A 21015-nucleotide genomic window follows, 5' to 3' on the forward strand; every position below is an offset into this window, starting at 1 on the left:
CGCACGCGCAATCTCCTCCCGCGACAACGGATCCAACGGATGCGCCACCCCAACAACAGTCGAAGATTCAATATCAAGAGTCATGCTTATCTCCTAGATAGAACGAAAATGAGGATGCCCGAGGCACGAAAAGACCGCGCACACCCGGTACGGGCGGTGGTGGTGTTTCCGTGGGGGCCACAAGGCCGAAAGGTCCCTGGATTCGCGGTGCCGGCGTCGCTGCCGGAACTGTTCGTCTCCGGTGCAGGTCATCCGGTGTGATGCCGGTCACCTGCGTTCCTTTCACAAGCAAAACTACGTGAGGGAATTCGTTTACGCGAGGGATCTATAAACATTTACGTGAGAAATTCGGAGGCACAAATTCCCGCCCCAGTTAACATGCTGGAAACATTCGGAAGCATGCCGGGTGCCGCCGTCGGACGCCCTGCGCCCGGCCCCCAACGGTCACGGCGACCCGGCTGGGGGAGGCACAGTACGCGTTGGTAACAGGAGCGCCCGGCCCCCGGTGCGGACAACAAGCGGATGCTCCCAACGACACAGACCCACCGGCTGTCATGGTTCTCAAAACCGCTAGATGGCGCGGCGCGTGAGCTGGCTCTTCCAGCTATTTGGGCCCTTCGAGGACATCGATTGCCCTCCGGCCCAGGCTTCCAAGGACGTGCCGCTGCATGACTTCACGGGCACGATCGGCCTGACCGGCAATAACGGCTTCGGCTATCTGGACGTGTTCCTGCTGGACGCGGTCCTGGTCCGCTGAGGAGTCCTGCTGGTTTTGCAATCCAATCTGGCGGTACTGGTCTGCTTTATCCCAGAGACCCTCGAGGATTCCGATGAGGAGAGGGTTGTGGGATGCCACGTAGATGGCACGGTGGAAGTTGCGGTGTGCTGTCAGTGCATCCAAATCGCTGGAATCACTCAGCGGAGTGAGCCGCTTTAATGCCGCTTCGATACTCGAGACGTCATCCGGTGTTCGGCTTGTGGCGGCCAGCGCTGCGGCCAGCGGGTCGAGGTTTTCCCGGATGACGTAGAGGTTGCGCGCTTCGTCTGCGGTGAGGGGGGTGACTCTGGCATCCCTGTGCGAGTCAAGTTGCACCATGCCTTCGGCGGCGAGCCTGCGGAGGGCTTCGCGCAGGGGAGTGGTGCTGACTCCGAGTTCCTGGGCGAGCATTGTCTGGCTGAAGACTGAGCCCGGCTTGATCTGGCCGGTAAGTATGCGGCGGCGCAATTCGTCGTAGGCGTAGGCGCTTTTCGTCAGTGCAATGGGAGGGATTGACACGGTGTGCTCCTTACGCGCCTTCCTACTTCATAGGCTATGGGCTACATTACCGCCTCGCGGTTCCCCGCCCTACCTGGTTGAGACCGGGGTGGAGGCGCCGTGGCGCGCTCCACCCCGGAACTCGGTGAGCGTCGGGAGTTGCTAGACGTCCTGGCGGGCGCGGGCAGTGATCCGGCGCCAGAGTGTGTAGGCGAGCACCATGGCCAGAATCCCGTAGAGCGTCCATGTGACGGGGCTGTCGATCAGGACTGAAACCTGGCCGCCGCTGGACATCATGGCGTTGCGCAGGCTGGTCTCGGCCAGGGGGCCGAGGACGACGCCAATCATGATGGGAGCCAGCGGGAAGCCGTACCGGCGCAGAACAAAACCAAGGACTCCGATGGCCAGCACGATGTAAAGGTCGGCAACTGCTGCGCTGGTGGCGTAGACGCCGAGGCCGCAAAAGACTGTGATGCCGGCATACAGGTAGTGCTTGGGGATCAGCAGCAGCTTGGCCCACAGCGGGGCGAAGGGAAGGTTGAGGACCAGCAGGACCACCAGACCGATAAAGAGGCTGGCCAGCAAGGCCCACACCAGGTCGGCGTTGCGTTCGAACAGGAGCGGTCCGGGCTGCAGCCCGTACTGCTGGAACGCTGCCAGCATGATTGCTGCCGTGGCTGACGTGGGCAGGCCGAGTGCCAGGAGGGCGCCCATCGCAGTGCCGGAGGTGGCGTTGCCGGCTGCCTCCGGTGCTGCGACGCCGCGGATCGCCCCCTTGCCGAACTGCGGTTCGCGGCGCTTGCGGTCCAGCTGGCGCTCAGTTCCGTAGGCCATAAAAGTGGGCACTTCGGCGCCGCCCACCGGAATGACACCAAAGGGCACGCCGAAGGCCGTACCCCGGAGCCACGCGGGAAGTGCCTCACGGAATTCCCGCTTTGAAAGGTAGGGGCGGCCGGACACGGCGATTGCTGAGAGCTTCGGATCGCGGTGGATGCGGGCAGCAACGTGGAAGACTTCGCCCAGGGCCAGGATGCCGACCGTGATGACGATGATGCTGATTCCGTCAAAGAGCTGGGGCACGTCGGCGGTGAAGCGGGACGCTCCGGAGATGCCGTCGATACCCACGATCGCGAGGGCCAGGCCGATGGCGAGGGCGGACAGGCCTTTGATGGCTGAATCCGATACGACGGAGGCGGTGGCGATGAATGCGAAGACGGCAAGCGCAAAGTATTCGGCAGGGCCGAACATCACGGCGATGTCGGCAAGCTTGGGAGCAAAGAACACCACCAGCGTGGTGGCGATGAGGCCGCCGATGAAGGCACCGATCGCGGAGGTTGCCAGCGCCTGCGGTGCCCGCCCGAGCTTGGCCATCCGGTGGCCTTCAAAGGTGGTGGCGATAGCGGTTGAGCCGCCCGGGGTGTTCATCAGGATGCCCATGGTGGAGTCACCGAAGAGCCCGCCGAAGTAGACGCCGGCGAACATGATGAAAGCGCCCACGGGGTCAAGGCTGAATGTCACCGGAAGCAGGAGCGCGACGGCCATCGAGGAGCCCAGGCCCGGGATGACGCCGACGGCGGTGCCCAGGAACGCGCCGACAAAGACCCAGAGCAGGTTCATGGGTGTGAAGGCCTGTGAGAAGCCTTCCAGGAGCAGGTTAAGGGATTCCATCAGCCGTAGATTCCTTCCAGGATGCCGCCGGGCAGGTTGAGGCCCAGGCCGGCGCCGAATGCCAGCTGGATGCACGAGGAGAAGACCAGGGACAGGCCGACGTCGAACAAAGGGCGCCTGCTTCCCAATGCGCGGGATACACCCCAGAACAGCACTGCCGCGGAGAGGAGCCAGCCGACCGGGATGAGCAGCAACGCGAATGCCAGGAAAGCGCCGAAGACGAGCCCGAGGGATTTCCAGTCAGTATGGAAGCGGTGTCCCGTGTCGGCTTCCGCGACGTGCTCTGGCTTCCGCAGAGTCTGTACCGTCAGCAGAACGGCCAGAACGAAAATGGCGATGACGATGAGGATGGGAAAGAACGTCGGCCCCGGAGCTTTGGCCCCTTCCGGCACGTCCATGGTCACGATGCCCGCAGTGAGGTAGGCGCCGATCGCAGCGAGGATCCCCGCTACCGCCAGGCCGCTGCGGCCCGCCCAGAATCCGTGCCTGCTGTTTGCCGGACCGTCAGAGGGAAGGAGTTCCCTGGCAGCTTCGGCGTTGTTGCCTGCTTCAGTGATCATCGGAGGCCGCCTTTACAGTCAGGACGGGAACGGTCGAGCCGAGGATGATGCTCTGGGCGTCGGAGCCGAGGATGACTTTGCTGACCCGGGAGCGGTTGCGGACGCCGATCACCACAAGGGTGGCACCGGTTTCCATGGCGCTGTCCAGGAGTTCTTCAGCGGGGTGCCGTCCCTGCGGGTCCCGGTGCAGGAGTGTGGCACCGGCTTCGACCGCCTCGTGCACGGCGGCGTCCCCGGCCTCGCGGGTGGCAGTCTGATGAATTTCCCCGAGAGGGAAGATGGCCAAGGGCTTACCGGCAAGTTCAGCCGCCTGCAGACCGTGGCGGAGGGCGGCGTTGCCCTCGGGGGTTTTTGTATATCCGACCAGGATTGTCATGTCTTCTCCAGCGTTGTGTGTGATGGCAGGGAGGTCAGTAGCCGAGTTCGTTCCAGATGTTGTTCACGGCTTCACTCTCGTCGGCGATGAACCGTTCGAATTCCTCTCCGGCGAGGAATCTGTCAGTCCACTGGTTCCGCTCTATGGCGTCTTTCCACTCAGGGGTCTGCACCACTTCGGTCACGATGTCCTGCAGTACCTGCTTCTGTTCGGGCGTGATGCCGGGGGCGGCAACCATCCCGCGCCAGTTGGTCAAGCTGATGTCGTAGCCGAGCTCCTTCAGTGTGGGCACGTCGATCGACTCCACCGGTTCCGGGGCCGAGACCGCGAGGGCCTTCAGGCGTCCGGCTTCGATCTGGTCCGCGAAGTCCACGTAGCCGCTTACTGAGGCTTTGATGGTTCCGGACATGAGCGAGGTGGCCAGTTCACCGCCGCCGGAGTATGCGATGTAGTTGACCGCAGTGGGTTCGATGCCGCCGGCTTGGGCGAGTTGCGTAATGATCATCTGGTCGACGCTGCCGAGTGAACCGCCGCCGAAAGCGAAGGAACCGGGGTTCCGCTTCCAGGCCGATACCAACTCATCCACCGAGTTGTAGGGCGAGTTGGCGGGAACCACCAGGACGTCGTAGTCCTCCGTGATCCGGGCGATGGGCGTGACATCCTCCAGGGTGGTGTCGGAGCCATTGATGTTGATCGCGCCCAGCATGGTGATGCCCATCAGCATCAGCGTGCTGCTCTCGCCTTCCATCCCCGCGAATTTCGTCAGGCCGATGGTTCCTCCGGCTCCGGGGATGTTCACCACCTGCGCGTTGTTGACAAGGCCCTGCGCGCGCATTGCCTGCTGAGCTTCACGTGCTGCTCCGTCCCAGCCGCCTCCCGCACCTGCGGGCGCGATCAGGGTGAGCCGGTTGCGGGCGTCATCTCCGGAGCCGCTTGCCGACGCGTTCACGGAGGCCAGGGCGACGGCGGTGATGCCCAGGACAGCGAAGGCGGCGCGTGCCACCTGCTTCATGCGGGAGGTTTTCTTAACAGACGTCGGATGGGGCTCCATCGCCCTTCCTTCCTTTCGGGGAGTACAGCAGCGGCCCTTTATGTGATTAGCGCCACCGCTGTAGCTTATAAGCTATGATCTATATCTGTCCACCGGTCCGCTTGACGAGGGGCGGTGGGACAACATCCCAAGTGCAAGCAGCAAGCGTCGTTTTGGGTACTCCAAACGGCACGTCCTGCTACCCGGTCGGGGCAGGAAAGCGAAGAGAAGGTGTTGCAATGACGCTCCAAACCGGAACCACCATTGGTCATCAGGCCATTGCGGTAGGGGGACGCAGGTTCCGCATTACCGAAGTCCGGGCCGCGCTGGGCCCGGACTTCCACCGGTTGCCCATGGTGCTTCGCCTGCTGGCGGAAAACACCCTCCGCAGGTCAGTGCCGGCGGAAGCCGCCCGGACGGTCGGGAATCTGCGCAATTGGCTCCGGGCCCGCAGCTCTGAAGAGGAACTGGAGTTCTGGCCGCAGCGGGTGCTGATGCATGACACCACCAGCACCCCAGCCCTGGTGGACGTGGCGGCAATGCGGGACTCGCTCGCGGAAGCCGGCGTGGATCCGTCCACGCTGAACCCCATGCTCCGAGTGGACGTTTCGATCGACCATTCGCTGGCCGTTGAGGAGTACGGCCGTCCGGACGCAGCCGGCCGCAACCTGGTCCACGAATACCGGCGGAACCGGGAGCGCTACCGTTTCCTGAAGTGGGCATCCCAGGCGATGGAAACAGTCCACATCAACCCGCCGGGCACCGGCATCATGCACACCATCAACCTCGAGCAGCTGGCCACGGTAGTCACCACGGTTGAAGATCACGACGGCGGCCTGCCGTGGGCAGTCCCGGACATGATGATCGGTACGGACAGCCACACGCCCATGATCAATGGCCTTGGCGTACTGGGCTGGGGCGTCGGTGGCCTTGAAGCCCAGACTGTTATGTTCGGCATGCCCACCACCCTCCGGATTCCGGACGTCATCGGTGTCAGGCTGACGGGGGCCCTCCCTCCCGGTGCTACTGCAACTGACCTGGCCCTGACCGTCACCCAGCGCCTGCGTGCCATGGGGGTATCGGGTGAATTCGTGGAGTTCTACGGTCCCGGTGTGGCCGGTCTGACGGTGGGGCAGCGGGCAGTGGTGTCCAACATGGCGCCCGAATACGGGGCCACCACCGGCTACTTTCCCGTTGACACAAACGTCCTGGACTACCTGCGTGAAACAGGCCGCAGCGAATTCCAACGCACCCTCGTGGAAACCTACGCCCGGGCGTCCGGCTTCTGGTTCGACCCGGATGCTGAGCCCGACTACACCTCCACCATCACGGTGGATCTGGCAGCCATCGAACTGCGCGCTGCGGGGCCGCGCCGCCCGCAGGACCTGCTCGCGCTGGCAGAGATACCGGCGGTCCTGCACACCGAAAATCCCCTCCGGGAACATGTCGGGGACCTGCCGCTGTTCCCCGTTGCGCTGGCCGCGATCACCAGCTGCACCAACACCACGGACCCCAAGCTGCTGATCGCTGCCGGCCTGGTTGCCGCCAAGGCCCGAAAGCTGGGACTGGGCCTGCCATCATGGGTCAAAACCTCACTCGCCCCGGGGTCGCCCGCGGCGGCCAGTTACCTCAAGCGCTCCGGCCTGCTGGAACACCTCGGTGCGGTCGGTTTCGACATCGTTGGTTTTGGCTGCACTACCTGCATTGGCAACCCTGGCCCCCTTCCCGACCGCATCAGGGCAAGCCTGGACGAGGGCAGGATCCGCCCAGTGGCCATCCTCTCCGGCAACCGCAACTTCCCTGGCCGGGTACATCCGGACCTTGACCTCGGCTTCATCATGTCCCCGCCCCTCGTCGTGGCCTACGCCCTGGCCGGCCGGGCGGACGTCGACCTGGCCTCCTACGATTTCCGTGCCGGGAGCGGCGCGGAAGGTGCACCGGTCAGGCTCGCTGACCTGCTGCCGACACAGGCGGAAATAGATGTGGCGTGGGAAGCGGGACAAGACCCGCTGGACTTCGCCAGGGACTTCTCGGTGGCCGTGCGGAATCCCATGTGGTCCCGGCTCGAAGCACCCGACACGCCGCTCTTCCCATGGGACCCCGACTCCACAATCCTGCGCCGGCCACCGTTTGCCTCGCCAGACCAGGGAAGCCAGCTGGGCCACTACATCGCCCACCCCCTGCTGGTCCTTGGCGATGACATCACCACAGACCACATCTCCCCGGCCAGCGCGATCCCGGCAGACAGCCTCGTGGCGGACTTCCTGGTGGAACGCGGCGAAGACCGGGCCGATCTCAACGTCTTTGCTTCGCGGCGCGGCAACTGGGAAGTGATGCTCCGCGGCGGGTTCCACAACAAGACCGTCAACAACCACCTCGGGACCGCAATCCCCGGCGGCCTGCCGGTTGCCCACACCGTGCACGGCCCCAGCGGCGAGGTCTTGCCACTGCCAGAGGCTGCCGACCGATACCGCCGGGAAGGGAACTCCACGGTCATCATCGCCGGCGAAAGGTTCGGCACCGGTTCCTCCCGCGACTGGGCAGCCAAAGTCCAGAGGCTCCTCGGCGTGCGGGCGGTCATCGCAGGCAGCTTCGAGCGGATCCACCGCTCCAACCTCATCGGAATGGGTGTGCTGCCGCTTATCGCCCCCGAGAATGTCCGCGGCAGGCTTCAGGATCTGCGGCCCGGGGACCGGATCGAGATCGTTGCACCCGCCGGCGCACTTGCCCCGCGCACCCGGATCCGTGTTGTCCTGCACCTCGCAGACGGCCGGACCGAGGAGTTCAACGCAAGCGCCGCCGTCGAAACCGAACTCGACGTTGCCCTGCTCCGCGTCGGCGGCGTCATCCCCTCCCTGCTGCGCACCACCATCGAAGCCTCACCTGCAAAGGAACCCGAAACAGCATGAACAAGGTCAGCGTCAACCAGCCCATCGTTGAAATCGACGGCGACGAGATGGCCCACACCATGTGGACCCTCGTCAAGGACAGGCTCATTACCCCGAACGTCGAGGTGCCCATCCTGCGCTTTGACCTCTCGCTCCGCAACCGCGAGCGGACCGGGGACCGCGTCACGCTCCAGGCCGCGAAGGCTGTCGCCGAGCACCAGGTGGGAGTGAAATGCTCCACCATCACGCCGGATGCCGCGCGTGCGGCGGAGTACCGGCTCACCAAGCTCTGGCCCTCGCCCAACGGCACCCTGCGAAATGAGCTGAACGGGGTCATCTTCCGCGAACCCGTCATCATCGATTCCGTGCCCCGGCTCGTCCCAGGGTGGGTTAAGCCGATCGTCATCGCCCGCCATGCCCACGCCGATCAGTACAAGGCGGTGAACTTCGCGGTCCCCGGCGCCGGGCGGCTCACGCTGACTTACACGCCCGACGACGGGTCCCCGGCCACCAGCCACGAGGTCGCCGCCTTCCCGAAGGGTGGAGGAGTGGCTATGGGCATGTACAACTACACCGATTCCATCCGCGACTTCGCCCGGGCCTGCTTCGCCTACGCGCTCACACGCGGCTACCCGGTGTACTTCTCATCCAAGAACACTGTGCTCAAGGCCTACGACGGACACTTCAAGGACGTCTTTGAGAGCGTCTACGCCGACGAGTTCCAGTCCAGCTTCGAAGCAGCCGCACTCTTTTACGAGCACCGGCTCATTGATGACATGGTGGCCTCCGCCCTTAAATGGGAAGGGGGCTACGTCTGGGCCTGCAAGAACTACGACGGCGACGTCCAGTCGGACATCGTCGCCCAGGGTTTCGGCTCCCCAGGACTCATGACCTCCGTCCTCACTTCCCCGGACGGCAGCATCCAGCTCACCGAGGCCGCCCACGGGACCATCGCCCGGCACCACCGCCGCCGGGAAGCCGGCGAAACCACCTCCACCAACCCCACCGCCACCATCTACGCCTGGACCCGCGCACTCGCACACCGCGCGGCCCTGGACGGCAACACTGCACTGGCCGGCTTCGCCGCCGATCTTGAGCTTGCCACGGTCAAAACCGTTGAGGAGGGAACGATGACTGCCGACCTGGCCCGGTTAGTCCCCACTCACGCCGAAGCCGTCACTACCGAAGGGTTTATTCAAGCAGTAGCCGACCGCCTGGCGGCCCGTTCCGGCGGGGGAGCAACGTGAGTGCGCCATCCGACACTCGTTGCGAGGAATCCGTTACGTCGGGTTGGCGCTGCCAGGGTCAGCCGAGAACCTGCCGGGGCTGCCCGAACTGCGTCCGGACGCCGGGGGAGTACAGCACTGAGTCAGGCGGGCCGTGGACCGTGATTCCGGCGGCGCAGACCAGTGCGTCTTCCCATGCGGCTGCCGCAGCGCAGTACAGCGGCCAGGGCCGGTGGGCAATGGGCAGGTAAAAGACCCGCCGCCCCGCACGGGTATGGAGTCCGAACCGGGCTGTGAGCCAGAATGACAATCCGTCCAGGGCCGGGTGGTCCATGTCCGGATAGGCGCCGAAAGAAGACTTTGCCTGCCCGCGGAAGCGCTCCACTTCGTATCCGTATCCCCGGGAGGTGCCGCGCATCGCCGTGGGGCGGCAGCGGGACCATACGTATGGCACTCCGGCGGCACGGGCGGCCAGAACGAACGTGAGCCTGTCCGCGTCCAAGGACAGGAACACCACCCCGTGCCGCCCCGCAGCGTCACGGGAGTACAGCCGGACATTGACCTCGGTGAACGCTCCGGCATAGGGGAGACCTAGGCGGGGCCCCCGGCAGGTACCCGTAACCCGGAAGCCGATCAGGCCGACCCAGGTCGACCCGGCATGCACGTCAGGCTCCACACCCGGGGGCATGTAAGGGCCCGCTACTGCCACCGGAATCCTCCAATGAAGGAAAACCACATCAGCCCATGACTGATACACCGGCAACGGGAAAAATCGACGGTCTCCGCTCAGCGTCCGTGTCCGGGCGTCAGCGTCCATGCCCATCTCTCTCCCCCCAAGCATGCTGGGACCGGCCCATGTACGCATGCACTCATCGTGCGCGTCCCGGCCGCTGGCAGCAAGACCTGGAGCCGGTCCAGACGGCGTCGCCGCCCCGGGTCCTGCTTGCGATCGCCCCGCCGACCACGGGGATGCGGGTCCACCGCTGGCCTGAATAACCGCTGGCCTGAATAAAGGAGGGGCGGGACGGCACTTCCGGGGTACTCGCCGCACCCAGCCTTATAGGCATTGCTGTATAACTGTATACAAGTATGTTTCTTTGTGGAGGTCGAGTTCGTGCCTGATACCCCTGCCCGGAATACCGGCGCCCATGTCGCTTATGCCGAACTGAAGCGGCAGATCCTGACGCTTGAGCTGAAACCCGGGGAACGGATATACGAACCTGCGATGGCGGCGGCGCTCGGGGTCAGCCGCACGCCCCTGCGGGAAGCGATCAGGCGCCTGATTTCCGAGAGCCTGCTGGAGCAGCAGGCCACCGGCGGTGTGCTGGTTCCGGAACTCGACGAAGCAGTGATCTCCGAACTGTATGAGGTTCGAGCCGCAATGGAATCCCTGATGGCGCGGAATGCCTGCCTGAAAGCGACGGCGGCCGACATTGAAGCGCTCCATGGCATCCTTGCCCGGAATGCCGCCATGGTGGAGTTCGCCGACGACGCGATGCAGCAAGGCATGGCGCTGCACGCGAAGATTGCCGAAATTGCCGGAAACTCGTGGGCCCGACGGTTCCATGACCAGATTTCCAGCCAGATGGAGCGGTACCGGCACTTCACCAACAGCACCCAGGAACGGCGGGACCAGGCCCTCACCCAGCACCGGACGCTGGTGGACGCCGTGGCGGGCGGCGACCCGGAGCAGGCCGCCAAAACCGCCTTCGAGCATGTCATCGCCGCCCGGGATGCGGCACTGCGCGTGATTTCCGGCAGCGGTCTTGGCATCTCATGATTGGTGAACTTGGACGCCGCCCGGCTGCCGCCCTTCTCACGCACTCCGCGCTGATCCAGGCCGTCACGTTCCTCGTGCGCCCGGCGGCCACCTACCGGGCCCTCGAGTTGGACGTTCCCGACTTTGCCTTGGGGCTTCTGGCAGCCAGCTACGCAGTCTTTCCCCTGCTGCTCGCCGTCCCCACCGGTGGTCTGGTGGACCGCCTGGGTGAACGCCGGCTGATGGCGATCGGGTCCGGCGTCGTCCTTGTCTGCTCGTCCTTCCTCCTGCTGGCAGGATCATCGATCGTCGCGCTGGTCATCGGAACTGCACTGCTTGGCGCCGGCCAGCTGGCCTGTGTGGTGGGACAGCAAGCGGTGATAGCCAATAACGCGGCCTCCTCCCGAATGGACTCAGCTTTCGGGTACCTGACATTCGCCGCATCACTTGGGCAGGCGCTGGGACCCATGGCCATTGCCCTGGTGGGCGGCGCCTCCGTCCGCCCCGACACCCAGGCGATCTTCCTCCTGTCCGTCTGCATGAGCCTGGTGCTATTTGTGACTACTTTCGTGCTCTCCGTGGAGGTCAACGGAGGCAAGAGAAGGGCTACCGCGGCAGATGGCGGCAAAGCCAGTGCTGTCTCCTTGCTCAAGGCTCCCGGTGTTGCCCGGGCTTTGGCCACCAGTGCCACTGTCCTGGCCGTGGTGGACCTGATCATGGTCTACCTCCCTGCCCTGGGTACCGACCGCGGCCTGACGGCCGCAACTGTCGGCGCCATGCTCACAGTCCGCGCGGTGTTTTCCATGGTCTCCCGGCTCCTCCTGGGACGGGTCTCGCGAAGGATCGGCCGCATGAGGTTGCTGGTGTTGAGCCTTGCCCTGTCCACGGTCGCGTTGGCGGCGGCGGCCATTCCGATGCCGGCCTGGCTGTTATTTGTTGTCATGGCCGTTCTCGGGCTAGGCCTTGGCATCGGCCAGCCCCTCACCATGTCCTGGCTTTCGTCCCAGGCTCCGGAAGGCCAGCGTGGCCGGGCACTTGCCCTCCGACTGGCCGGGAACCGGGTAGGACAGGTGGTGCTGCCGAGTACCATCGGCGTCGTGGCGGCAGGGCTCGGGGCCGCCGGAGTCTTCCTCGCCTCGGCCATTGTGGTGGGCGGAACGCTCGCGCTGCTTCGGGGCGTGCGGCTGGACTAGCTCCCGGTTAGCCAGGACACGGCAGGGATGGCTGCCGCAGGCACCCTCATCTGTCAGTCTATGAACACGAGTCGTTGTGGTGCCGGGAAGCTGGGAGGAAAACCAATGGAACTCATTGCCGAAAGAACAGCTGTTATCGCTGTTCACTGCCAGGGAGACATTGTTGCGCAGGAGGGGGCCTTTGCATCGTTCTTCCATGAGGAGATCAGGCGCCGCGGTGTTATCGAGAAGGTCGGTGGCCTGCTGGGCGCTGCCCGTAAGGCTGGAATCCACGTAATCTACACGCGGGTTGCCTTCGCTCCTGACTGCAGCAACCTCGTACCCAACTCACCGCTGCTGCAGGAGGTGCGGCAGGGCGGCTCCCTCAAGGAGGGCAGCGCCCTTGCCGAGATCGTTGAACCTCTCGCGCCGACGGCGAATGACACTGTCATCACGCACGCCTCGGTGGGTGGCATGACCCCGGAACTGCATAAGCTGCTCTCCGAACGGAACATCGCCACCCTGCTATACGCCGGCGTGGCAACCAACCTGAGCGTCGAAAGCACCGCCCGTGCGGCAGTTGATCTCGGATACAAAGTATTTCTGGTCGAGGACGCCTGCTCGGCCGCCAGCCCGGAAGCACATCAGGCCACTGTGGGCTCCCTTTCCCTGCTCGGTGGAATCACCACCGTTCAGGAAGTCGAGCAGACTCTCTTGACCAGGCAGTCGATTTAGCGGGCGCGCCACACCCCATCCGCGCACCCTCTCCAGGCTCACGCCGGAGGGGGCGCCGAGGAGGCCCGCACGATCAAAGACGGGCTGAATACTTCGACCATGGGCTCCATAGTCGGGTTCATGGATCTCAGAATTGCCACCTCGGCGGCCCGTCGCCCTAGGTCGACGGGGTGAAGGTCCACTGTTGTCAGGTCGACGCCGGGCAACTGGCTCGCGGAGGTGTTGTCGTAGCCCACGACCGTGATGTCTTCGGGCACTTTCAGTCCCAGCGCATGGGCGGCGTCGAGGACGCCCAGCGCTGTCTGGTCATTGTGGGTGAAGATGGCTGTGGGGCGCTCTGCCGCGTCCAACAGCGGTGCTGCGATGGCCGCGGCGGCACTCCTGCTGTAGTCGCATGTGATGGTCTGGGGTTTGAGCCCCGCTTTTTCCATCGCCCGGATGTACCCGTGGCGGCGCTCCAGATAACCGTCTGTGGGTGGCGAAGCCAGGTGCACGATGCGTCGGTGGCCGAGCTCGAGCAGATGCTCCACCGCCATCGTGGCGCCTAGCTTGTTATCCGATGCAACCGCGTCGAAGCCAGGGACGGTTCGGGCCACGCTGACGAGGCGAAGCCGCCCCAGGTACGAAGCCAGTTCCTTGTCCGGCAGGAGAAGGCCTGCAGCAATTGCAACATCCACTCGGGTCCTGACAAGGGAATCGAGCGCCGGACGGTCGAGAGCGCCCCCAACGGAGCCCACGGACAGAACCAATTCGCGATCGTGCGGCTGCGCCGCTTCCCGCATGCCATCAAACATGTCGGCGAAGACCTCGTTGTGGAGGTCGAGAAGGAAGACGCCTATGGTGCCGTCTGACTTGCTCGCGAGCCTTGACGCGACCCGGTTGGGTTCATACCCCATGCTCGCAGCCGTTTTCAGGATGTGCTCGCGGGACTTCTTGCTGACGCCGTAGGCATCCCGGAATGCCAGGGAAACCAGTGCGGGCGAGACTCCCGCAGCGCGGGCAACATCGGACATCGTTACGTTCACGGACCCTCCTTCAAGCTCATTCTAGTGTTGTCTTGACAAACATTTCTAGTGCGCTCTAGATTGTTAGCACCATCACATCTAGTGCGCTCTAGATAATCAGCCGATAGCAAGCGGAAAAGCCGGTTCGCCGGCGCGAAATGCTGATTCAAGGGCGCTGTTCGGCCGTCCACATCGGCCGTTATTTGAAACGAGGAACTCGATGAAGAGTTGGAAGTCTGTGGCAGCTGTTGGTGTGGCCACACTCGCATTAGGGCTGAGCGCCTGCGGCACCGGCGGCAAGGCAACTGAGACCGGCAGTGCGGCGAACGCCGCGGCCGGCGGCGCCAAGCGCGACCTGTCCTACGCCGTCGTTATTCATGGCAACCCGGACGGTTCTTTCTGGAATGTCGTCAAGCGTGGCGCCGAGGACGCGGCCGCACAATATGGTGTCAACGTCAGTATTACGGGAGACGTGGAAGGCTCCAAGCAGGCAACGCTTCTTCAGGCGGCCTTGGCAAAGAACCCCAATGGCGTTGTCGTCTCCCTGGCCAACCCCGACGCCCTGGGATCTGCCTTGGGGGAGGCCAAGTCCAAAAACGTTCCCATTGTCACGATCAACTCCGGCGCCGAGGTCGCGGCCAAGCTCGGTGCCTTGGAGCACGTGGGGCAGACGGAGACGGCGGCCGGTACCGGAGCCGGGCAGAAGCTCGCCGAGGCCGGGGGCAAGAAGGGGCTCTGCATCATCCACGAGGCCGGCAACATCGGCCTCGAGCAGCGTTGCGAAGGTGCCGCCAAGGCTTTCGGCGGCCAGATCGAAAAGCTCCAGGTAGACCTGAACAACCCGCAGGGCATCCAGGCCACGGTGAAGTCCAAGCTGCTGGGTGACAAGTCCTTCGACTCGATCCTGGCCCTGGAGCCGTCGGTGGCCACAGCAGCGCTGGCCGGCATGAAGGACGCCGGAAGCGCCGCAAAGCTTGGCACCTTCGACATCAGCAGCGATGTGCTGAACTCCGTCAAGGCCGGGGACATCCTGTTCACGGTGGACCAGCAGCAGTACCTGCAGGGCTATCTCCCGATCGCGTTCCTGGTACTCAACCACGACAATGCCAACACCGTCGGCGGCGGCCAGCCGGTACTGACCGGCCCGGCCTTCATCACGAAGGACAACGTAGACACCGTCACCGACCTCGTCAGCAAGGGAACGCGATGACAATGGCACAAAACCTCAACGCACACAGCACGCCCCTGACCAGCGCGGACGCGCCCCAACCCGCGCCCTCGAAGGCATCGCACGACGCCGACGACCGGCAGTTGACCGTCAGCCGATTCAGGCGGATCTTCATGTCCCCTGAATTCGGCTCCGCCTTCGCGGCCGTCGTCGTCTTTGCCGGTTTCGCCATTATCTCCCCGGCCTTCGCAAGCCAGGCCGGAATCGGCAACTTCCTGGACCCCGCAGCGACCCTCGGTATCATGGCAGTTGCCGTGGCACTGCTCATGATCGGCGGAGAATTCGACCTCTCAACCGGCGTGATGACCGGCTCCACAGCACTGGTCACAGCCCTGGTCACGACGCAGCTGAACACCAACATCTGGTACGGGATGCTCGCCTCGCTGGTCTTCGCCCTCGCTATCGGCTTCTTCAACGGCTTCCTGGTGCAGAAGACCAAGCTCCCCAGCTTCATCATCACCCTGGGCACCATGTTCATGCTCTGGGGCCTGAACTACGCCGTCACCACCAACCTCACCAAGCAGGTCACAGTCTCCGGGATCTCGGAGTACAACGGCTTCGACAGCGCCAAGGCCCTCTTCGGCTCCTCCGTCGGCGGCTTCCAGGTTTCACTCATCTGGTGGATCGCGCTGACCATCGTCGGCATTGTGCTCCTCACCCGCACCAAGATCGGCAACTGGATCGCCGCCGTCGGCGGAAACGCCACCGGCGCACTGGCCGTCGGCGTCCCGGTCGCCAAGGTCCGCATCGGACTCTTCATGGGCACCGCCGCGGCAGCCTGGCTCGTCGGCCAGCTCACCGTCGTCCGCTATTCCTCAGCGACCGTAACCACCGGCATCGGCGCCGAATTCAACTTCATCATCGCCGCCGTCATCGGCGGGTGCCTCCTCACCGGCGGCGCCGGCTCCATCCTCGGCGCATCCATCGGCGCCCTGATCTTCGGCATGGTCCAGCAGGGCATGCCCCTGGCCGGGTTCCCCAGCGAACTGTTCAAGTTCTTCCTCGGCGCCATCCTCCTGGTCGCTGTCTTCATCAACCTCTACCTCAAGAAGAAGTCACAGGCGGTGGGATCATGACAACCCCCATTCTCGAAGTCCGCAACATCAGCAAAAACTTCGGCCACGTACGCGCCCTCCAGGACGTCACTTGCGCCGTCCGCGCCGGCGAAGTCACCGCGGTGCTCGGCGACAACGGCGCCGGCAAGTCGACCTTCATCAAGACCCTCTCCGGCGTACATGCCCCGGACAGCGGCCAGTTCATGGTCGACGGCGCCGAGGTGCGGTTCGCTTCACCCCGGGACGCCCTGCAGCGCGGCATCGCCACCGTCTACCAGGACCTCGCACTCTCACCGCTCATGCCGATCTGGCGGAACTTCTTCCTCGGATCCGAGCCCACCCGCCGAGGCTTCCTCACACCCCGCAAGAGCAAGGACATCGTGGTCGAGGAACTGGCCAAGATGGGCATCACCATCCGCGACCCCGAGCAGGCGATCGGCACCATGTCCGGCGGCGAACGCCAGTGCGTGGCCATCGCCCGGGCAGTGTACTTCGGGGCGCGGGTGCTGATCCTGGACGAACCCACCGCCGCGCTGGGCGTCAAGCAGTCCGGCGTTGTCCTGAAGTACATCGTCCAGGCCCGGGACCGCGGCCTGGGGGTCATCTTCATCACCCACAACCCCAACCACGCCTACCCGGTGAGCGACCACTTCGTCCTGCTCCAGCGCGGCCGGACGATCGGGGACTACTCCAAAGACCAGATCACCATCGCCGACCTCGCCCAGCAGATGTCCGGCGGCGCCGAACTCGAAGCCCTCCAGCACGAACTCCACAGCATCGGCCGCTAGGCCAGAAAGAGAAGACGAACACAATGACTACCACCCTCCGCATTGGCATCATCGGCGCCGGCATGGCCGGCCAGGCCCACGCCTTCGGCTACCGCAACGCCATGATGGCCCGCGACCTCGCCGACGTCGACGTCCAGCTGCACACCATCGCCGACCCCAACCTCGAACTCGCCCAGTCCGTCGCCAAGCGCTACGGCTTCGCCAACGCCGTCGCCGACATCGATGCGTTCCTGGCCAGCCCGGAGATCGACGCCGTCAGCGTCGCCCTGCCCAACCACCTGCACGCCCAGATCCTGCCCAAGGTCATCGCCTCCGGCAAACACCTCTTCGCCGAGAAGCCCATCGGCCGCACCCGTGAGGAAGCAGCCTGGCTCGCCGACCTCGCCCAGGCCTCCACCGCCGTCACCGGCGTCGGGTTCTCCTTCCGCCGCCTGCCCGGCCTGGCCGCCCTCGCCCAGGCCGTGGAGAACGGCGCCGTCGGCCAGATCCACACCGTCCGTGCCTGGTACAACGCAGACTACGCCGCTGACCCCTCCGGCGCCCTGTCCTGGCGCTACTCCCAGGAACAGTCCGGCGGCGGAGCCCTCCTGGACATCGGAGCCCATGCCATCGACGCCGCCCAGTTCGTCGTCGGGCCCGTCAGCCGGGTCCTGAACTCCACGCTGCGCACCGTCATCACCGAACGCCCCAAGCCCGCAGCCGGTGCGATCGGCCACGGCGGAGCCACCACCAGTGAACGCGGTCCCGTCACCAATGACGACGTCGCCCTGGTCACCGTCGAATTCGACGGCGGCGCCGTTGGCCAGATCAGCCTCAGCCGCATCGCCAGCGGCATCCCCAACTCACTGGGCGTGGAAGTGTTCGGGTCCGAAGGGCACGCGCTCTTCGATTCGATCAGCGCCGGCGAGTTCCACCTCTTCCAGAACGGCACCGCCGCCGCGGCCGTCAACGGCCCCCGCCGGATCTTCACCGGACCCGAACACCCCTACTTCAACGACGTCGCCGCCATGCCCGGCGCCGGAGTCGGCACCGGCTACGCCGAAGCCTTCGTCGCCGAAATCCAGGAATTCCTCCGCTGTGTCCGTGACAACCGCACCATGGACACCAACTTCAACACCGCACTGGCCATGATGGGCGTCGTCGGCGCAGCCCTGGAAGCAGCCGAAACCAACACCACCGCGGACATCAACCACCCCCAGCCGGCCTAATCCGGACCTCGAACTTTTAGACAGGAGAACACCCCTATGGCCACCATCCGCGTCGGAACCGCCCCCGACTCCTGGGGCGTCTGGTACCCGGACAACCCCAACCAGGTCCCCTATACCCGCTTCCTCGACGAAGTCGCCGCCGCAGGCTACCAGTGGATCGAACTGGGCCCCTACGGATACCTGCCCACCGATCCGGCCCAGCTGAAGGACGAACTCGGATCCCGCGGTCTGCGGCTCTCCGCCGGCACTGTCTCGGAACGGCTCCACCAGCCCGGCTCCTGGGACGCCGTGTGGAACCAGGTGACCGACGTCGCCGCCCTCACAGCCGCGCTCGGCGGGGAACACGTCGTCGTCCTTCCCGAAATGTGGCGCGACCTGTTCACGGGTGAAGAACTTGAGCCCGGCGAGCTGACCGCCGAACAGTGGGCAGCGAAAACCTCCGGCGCGGACCGGCTCGGCAAGGCAATGTTCGAGGAATACGGGGTTCACCTCCAGTACCACCCGCACGCGGACAGCCACGTGGACACCGAGGAGAACATCATCCGGTTTCTGGAGAACACCAACCCGGAATACGTGAACCTCTGCCTGGACACCGGCCACGTCTCCTACTGCGGGGGAGACAACCTCGCCATCATCAACCGCCACCCCGAACGCATCGGCTACCTGCACCTCAAGCAGGTCAACCCCGAGATCGTCGCCAGGGTCCAGGCCGAGAACCTCTCCTTCAGCGAAGCCGTAACCCTCGGCGCCATGACCGAACCGCCCCTCGGCGTGCCGGAATTCCCGCCGCTGCTCGAAGCCGTCGCCAAACGCGGAGTGGACGTCTTCGCCATCGTCGAACAGGACATGTTCCCCTGCCCGCCCGACGCGCCCCTGCCCATCGCCCAGCGGACCCGCAACTACCTCGGGGGCTGCGGAGTCCACAGCCTCCGGTTCGCCGAACCCGCGCCGGCCGCTGCTGATGCGCGCTGACAACACCGGCAACGCTGCCTCGGGTGCCCTCAGCATGGGGGCGCCCGGGGCGGGAGCACCCTACTCACAACTGCTGCAGCTGAAACGCAGCGGTCCGGAACCCCTTTGCTACCAACTCGCCCAGAGCCTGGAACGCGCAGTCGCGGATGGAACCATCAGCCACGGAACAAAACTGCTGCCGGACTCCGACATGGCCAGGGAGCTGAACCTCGCCGTCGCCACCGTGCGCAGCGCATGGACCTACCTGGAACGAAAGGGCCTGCTCACCCGCCGGCGCCAGGCAGGCACCTTCATCCGGTAGCGGTAAAAAGCGCTGCAACACGGCGGTGGCACAGCCCCTTAGCCCCCTGGGCACGTGGCCGAGGTCACGTCCCGGCAAAGTTTTTGGTTATTCTGTTATTCACCCTCGTCCCCATTAACAGCCTGTCAGGTCCGTTCTATCTAGAGCGCTGTAGATGCCGGGCGACGACAAAGGAGTCTCATGCTAGACACGCAGATCTCACCGGCGCGGCCGGCGCCCGCTTCTGGCTTACATACGAAGCGCCTGGGCCTTGTCACCGTTATCGCCACCCTGGGCGGGCTTCTGTTCGGGTACGACACCGGTGTCATCAACGGCGCCTTGGAGCCCATGAAGGCGGAGCTGGGGCTCAGCTCGTTCACCGAGGGGGTGGTGACAAGTTCCCTGCTTGTCGGGGCAGCGATCGGGGCCGTGTCAGGTGGCCGTCTCGCGGACGTCCTGGGCCGCCGAATCACGATCCTTGCACTGGCGATGATGTTCTTTGCCGGAACGCTGGCCTGCGTGTTCTCGCCAAATTTCGAGGTGATGGCCGTCGCACGGTTTATTCTCGGCCTGGCCGTGGGCGGAGCGTCGGTTGTGGTTCCCGTGTTCCTCGCGGAAATCGCGCCGGCCGAACAAAGGAGCACGCTGGCCGGCAGGAATGAACTCATGATCGTGGTGGGGGCACTGGCCGCCTTCATTGCGAATGCCATTATCGGCAGCCTTTGGGGCCAGCATGAGGGTGTTTGGCGCATCATGCTCTCGGTTGCGGCACTTCCTGCTGCCGCCCTCTTCATCGGCATGTTGGGCGTACCTGAAAGTCCGCGCTGGCTCTTGTCCAAGGGACGGGAGGCTGAAGCGCTCGCCGTCCTCAAGCAGGTACGGCCGGAATCCCGCGCCGAAGCTGAACTCGCGGAGGTCCGCCAGCTCACCGAAGAGGAGAAAAACACCGAGGGCGACGGAATCGGTGCCCTGCGGAACCCATGGATCCTGCGAATCATCCTCATCGGCATCGGGCTGGCCGTCGCACAGCAGCTGACGGGCATCAATTCGATCATGTACTACGGCCAAACTGTCCTCACGCAGTCCGGCTTTGACGCAAGCGGAGCGCTCGTGGCCAACATCGCCCCCGGCGTCATCTCCGTCGTCGGAAGCATCGCCGGACTGGCCATGATGGGGCGTATTGCACGCCGCAAGCTCCTTCTGACCGGCTTCATCCTGACAACCACGATGCACCTGCTCATTGGCACATGTTCGTTCGCCATCCCGGCGGATGCCGGTTACCGGCCCTGGGTGATCCTGCTCCTTGTCGTGGGCTTTGTTGGCTCCATGCAGACCTTCCTCAATATCGCGGTATGGGTAACACTCTCCGAAATCTTCCCGCTGAAAATCCGCACCTTCGGCATGGGCATCGCAGTGTTCTTCCTCTGGATCGCCAACGCCGTCGTCAGTCTCTACTTTCCCTCCGTCGTCACCGCTCTTGGGATCTCCACCACCTTCTTCCTCTTCGCGGGGGTCGGGGTGCTGGCCATCATCTTCATCGCAACCCAGGTCCCCGAGACCCATGGACGCTCCCTCGAGGAACTCGAAGAGGACATCTCCACCGGGGCCATCTACGTGGTGCGAAGGGCCTGAGGGTCAGTCGGTTTCGGGACCTTGGCAGAAGGGACAGTCCTCTTCGCAGTCCGGACCCATCGGTACCGCGTTGATGACGACGAGCGAACGGAGGCGTGCAGGCGAAGAGGCAGCCAGTAAAGGCTTGCGGTCCAGCAGGGCGGTTCGGGATTTCATGGGGGACTCCTTGGGCGGTGAAC

Annotated in this window: 20 protein-coding genes; 12 read left to right on the forward strand and 8 right to left on the reverse strand. The window is 64.7% G+C overall.

The genetic code is table 11. The features are described 5' to 3' along the window. Positions 1-604: 604 nt before the first annotated feature. The 5 genes from ACFTR6_RS20765 to ACFTR6_RS20785 form a co-directional block, all read right to left on the reverse strand. Positions 605-1276 (reverse strand): GntR family transcriptional regulator, encoded by a 672-nt coding sequence (locus ACFTR6_RS20765; protein WP_076798822.1) that lies wholly within the window; start codon positions 1274-1276, stop codon positions 605-607. Positions 1277-1417: 141 nt separating this feature from the next. Further along, positions 1418-2923 (reverse strand): tripartite tricarboxylate transporter permease, encoded by a 1506-nt coding sequence (locus tag ACFTR6_RS20770; RefSeq protein WP_076798821.1) that lies wholly within the window; start codon positions 2921-2923, stop codon positions 1418-1420. Continuing rightward, complete coding sequence (locus ACFTR6_RS20775) at positions 2923-3483, reverse strand: tripartite tricarboxylate transporter TctB family protein (RefSeq protein ID WP_076798820.1); 561 nt, start codon at positions 3481-3483, stop codon at positions 2923-2925. Before ACFTR6_RS20775 ends, ACFTR6_RS20770 begins: the two co-directional genes overlap by 1 nt. Then, entirely contained in the window at positions 3473-3859 is a 387-nt protein-coding gene (locus tag ACFTR6_RS20780) for a universal stress protein (protein ID WP_377959305.1), read from the reverse strand. The genes ACFTR6_RS20775 and ACFTR6_RS20780 overlap by 11 nt, the downstream gene beginning before the upstream one ends. Positions 3860-3893: 34 nt before the next feature. Continuing rightward, positions 3894-4910, reverse strand: coding sequence for a tripartite tricarboxylate transporter substrate binding protein (locus ACFTR6_RS20785; RefSeq protein ID WP_076798818.1), 1017 nt, complete (start codon positions 4908-4910; stop codon positions 3894-3896). A 218-nt stretch (positions 4911-5128) separates the two neighbouring features. Between ACFTR6_RS20785 and acnA the strand changes: the two genes are divergently transcribed. Both acnA and ACFTR6_RS20795 read left to right on the forward strand, forming a co-directional pair. Then, positions 5129-7798 (forward strand): aconitate hydratase AcnA, encoded by a 2670-nt coding sequence (acnA, locus tag ACFTR6_RS20790; RefSeq protein WP_377959306.1) that lies wholly within the window; start codon positions 5129-5131, stop codon positions 7796-7798. Continuing rightward, complete coding sequence (locus tag ACFTR6_RS20795) at positions 7795-9024, forward strand: NADP-dependent isocitrate dehydrogenase (protein WP_377959307.1); 1230 nt, start codon at positions 7795-7797, stop codon at positions 9022-9024. The genes acnA and ACFTR6_RS20795 overlap by 4 nt, the downstream gene beginning before the upstream one ends. A 58-nt stretch (positions 9025-9082) precedes the next feature. Here the strand turns inward: ACFTR6_RS20795 and ACFTR6_RS20800 are convergent, their stop codons facing one another. Next, complete coding sequence (locus ACFTR6_RS20800) at positions 9083-9826, reverse strand: YqjF family protein (RefSeq protein ID WP_377959308.1); 744 nt, start codon at positions 9824-9826, stop codon at positions 9083-9085. A gap of 291 nt (positions 9827-10117) precedes the next feature. Between ACFTR6_RS20800 and ACFTR6_RS20805 the strand changes: the two genes are divergently transcribed. From ACFTR6_RS20805 to ACFTR6_RS20815, 3 genes are all read left to right on the forward strand, one after another. Further along, entirely contained in the window at positions 10118-10783 is a 666-nt protein-coding gene (locus tag ACFTR6_RS20805; RefSeq protein ID WP_076803556.1) for a GntR family transcriptional regulator, read from the forward strand. Further along, positions 10780-11955, forward strand: a complete 1176-nt coding sequence (locus ACFTR6_RS20810; protein ID WP_377959309.1) for an MFS transporter — start codon at positions 10780-10782, stop codon at positions 11953-11955. Before ACFTR6_RS20805 ends, ACFTR6_RS20810 begins: the two co-directional genes overlap by 4 nt. 105 nt (positions 11956-12060) lie before the next feature. Further along, on the forward strand, positions 12061-12669 hold the full coding sequence (locus tag ACFTR6_RS20815; protein ID WP_377959310.1) for a cysteine hydrolase family protein: 609 nt from the start codon (positions 12061-12063) through the stop codon (positions 12667-12669). A gap of 38 nt (positions 12670-12707) precedes the next feature. Here the strand turns inward: ACFTR6_RS20815 and ACFTR6_RS20820 are convergent, their stop codons facing one another. After that, a complete protein-coding gene (locus ACFTR6_RS20820) occupies positions 12708-13694 on the reverse strand; it encodes a LacI family DNA-binding transcriptional regulator (RefSeq protein ID WP_377959311.1) in 987 nt (328 codons plus the stop codon). A gap of 199 nt (positions 13695-13893) precedes the next feature. Between ACFTR6_RS20820 and ACFTR6_RS20825 the strand changes: the two genes are divergently transcribed. From ACFTR6_RS20825 to ACFTR6_RS20855, 7 genes are all read left to right on the forward strand, one after another. Continuing rightward, complete coding sequence (locus ACFTR6_RS20825; protein ID WP_377959312.1) at positions 13894-14883, forward strand: sugar ABC transporter substrate-binding protein; 990 nt, start codon at positions 13894-13896, stop codon at positions 14881-14883. Then, entirely contained in the window at positions 14880-15977 is a 1098-nt protein-coding gene (locus ACFTR6_RS20830; protein ID WP_377959313.1) for an ABC transporter permease, read from the forward strand. Before ACFTR6_RS20825 ends, ACFTR6_RS20830 begins: the two co-directional genes overlap by 4 nt. After that, positions 15974-16744 carry an ATP-binding cassette domain-containing protein gene (locus ACFTR6_RS20835; RefSeq protein WP_377959314.1) on the forward strand — a complete coding sequence of 257 codons (771 nt, stop codon included), beginning with the start codon at positions 15974-15976 and terminating at the stop codon, positions 16742-16744. Before ACFTR6_RS20830 ends, ACFTR6_RS20835 begins: the two co-directional genes overlap by 4 nt. Positions 16745-16767: 23 nt before the next feature. Next, positions 16768-17952, forward strand: coding sequence for a Gfo/Idh/MocA family protein (locus ACFTR6_RS20840; protein ID WP_377959315.1), 1185 nt, complete (start codon positions 16768-16770; stop codon positions 17950-17952). A gap of 36 nt (positions 17953-17988) precedes the next feature. Further along, entirely contained in the window at positions 17989-18924 is a 936-nt protein-coding gene (locus ACFTR6_RS20845) for a sugar phosphate isomerase/epimerase family protein (RefSeq protein ID WP_377959316.1), read from the forward strand. Next, complete coding sequence (locus ACFTR6_RS20850) at positions 18914-19225, forward strand: GntR family transcriptional regulator (RefSeq protein ID WP_377959317.1); 312 nt, start codon at positions 18914-18916, stop codon at positions 19223-19225. Before ACFTR6_RS20845 ends, ACFTR6_RS20850 begins: the two co-directional genes overlap by 11 nt. Positions 19226-19405: 180 nt before the next feature. Next, entirely contained in the window at positions 19406-20836 is a 1431-nt protein-coding gene (locus ACFTR6_RS20855) for a sugar porter family MFS transporter (RefSeq protein WP_377959318.1), read from the forward strand. Positions 20837-20839: 3 nt separating this feature from the next. Here the strand turns inward: ACFTR6_RS20855 and ACFTR6_RS20860 are convergent, their stop codons facing one another. Then, the gene (locus ACFTR6_RS20860; RefSeq protein WP_377959319.1) at positions 20840-20992 is read right to left on the reverse strand and encodes a hypothetical protein; all 153 of its coding nucleotides are present in this window, start codon (positions 20990-20992) and stop codon (positions 20840-20842) included. Positions 20993-21015 lie beyond the last annotated feature (23 nt).

Source organism: Arthrobacter sp. NPDC057009 (genome assembly GCF_042673905.1).
Taxonomy (GTDB): domain Bacteria; phylum Actinomycetota; class Actinomycetes; order Actinomycetales; family Micrococcaceae; genus Arthrobacter.

Bases quoted from the DNA above. Each gene is read 5' to 3' on its own strand.
- ACFTR6_RS20835 (WP_377959314.1), top strand. From the start codon at position 15,974: ATGACAACCCCCATTCTCGAAGTCCGCAACATCAGCAAAAACTTCGGC.
- ACFTR6_RS20855 (WP_377959318.1), top strand. From the start codon at position 19,406: ATGCTAGACACGCAGATCTCACCGGCGCGGCCGGCGCCCGCTTCTGGC.
- ACFTR6_RS20810 (WP_377959309.1), top strand. From the start codon at position 10,780: ATGATTGGTGAACTTGGACGCCGCCCGGCTGCCGCCCTTCTCACGCAC.
- ACFTR6_RS20840 (WP_377959315.1), top strand. From the start codon at position 16,768: ATGACTACCACCCTCCGCATTGGCATCATCGGCGCCGGCATGGCCGGC.
- ACFTR6_RS20825 (WP_377959312.1), top strand. From the start codon at position 13,894: ATGAAGAGTTGGAAGTCTGTGGCAGCTGTTGGTGTGGCCACACTCGCA.
- acnA (WP_377959306.1), top strand. From the start codon at position 5,129: ATGACGCTCCAAACCGGAACCACCATTGGTCATCAGGCCATTGCGGTA.
- ACFTR6_RS20830 (WP_377959313.1), top strand. From the start codon at position 14,880: ATGACAATGGCACAAAACCTCAACGCACACAGCACGCCCCTGACCAGC.
- ACFTR6_RS20770 (WP_076798821.1), bottom strand. From the start codon at position 2,923: ATGGAATCCCTTAACCTGCTCCTGGAAGGCTTCTCACAGGCCTTCACA.
- ACFTR6_RS20780 (WP_377959305.1), bottom strand. From the start codon at position 3,859: ATGACAATCCTGGTCGGATATACAAAAACCCCCGAGGGCAACGCCGCC.
- ACFTR6_RS20795 (WP_377959307.1), top strand. From the start codon at position 7,795: ATGAACAAGGTCAGCGTCAACCAGCCCATCGTTGAAATCGACGGCGAC.
- ACFTR6_RS20785 (WP_076798818.1), bottom strand. From the start codon at position 4,910: ATGGAGCCCCATCCGACGTCTGTTAAGAAAACCTCCCGCATGAAGCAG.
- ACFTR6_RS20850 (WP_377959317.1), top strand. From the start codon at position 18,914: ATGCGCGCTGACAACACCGGCAACGCTGCCTCGGGTGCCCTCAGCATG.
- ACFTR6_RS20800 (WP_377959308.1), bottom strand. From the start codon at position 9,826: ATGGGCATGGACGCTGACGCCCGGACACGGACGCTGAGCGGAGACCGT.
- ACFTR6_RS20815 (WP_377959310.1), top strand. From the start codon at position 12,061: ATGGAACTCATTGCCGAAAGAACAGCTGTTATCGCTGTTCACTGCCAG.
- ACFTR6_RS20845 (WP_377959316.1), top strand. From the start codon at position 17,989: ATGGCCACCATCCGCGTCGGAACCGCCCCCGACTCCTGGGGCGTCTGG.
- ACFTR6_RS20775 (WP_076798820.1), bottom strand. From the start codon at position 3,483: ATGATCACTGAAGCAGGCAACAACGCCGAAGCTGCCAGGGAACTCCTT.
- ACFTR6_RS20860 (WP_377959319.1), bottom strand. From the start codon at position 20,992: ATGAAATCCCGAACCGCCCTGCTGGACCGCAAGCCTTTACTGGCTGCC.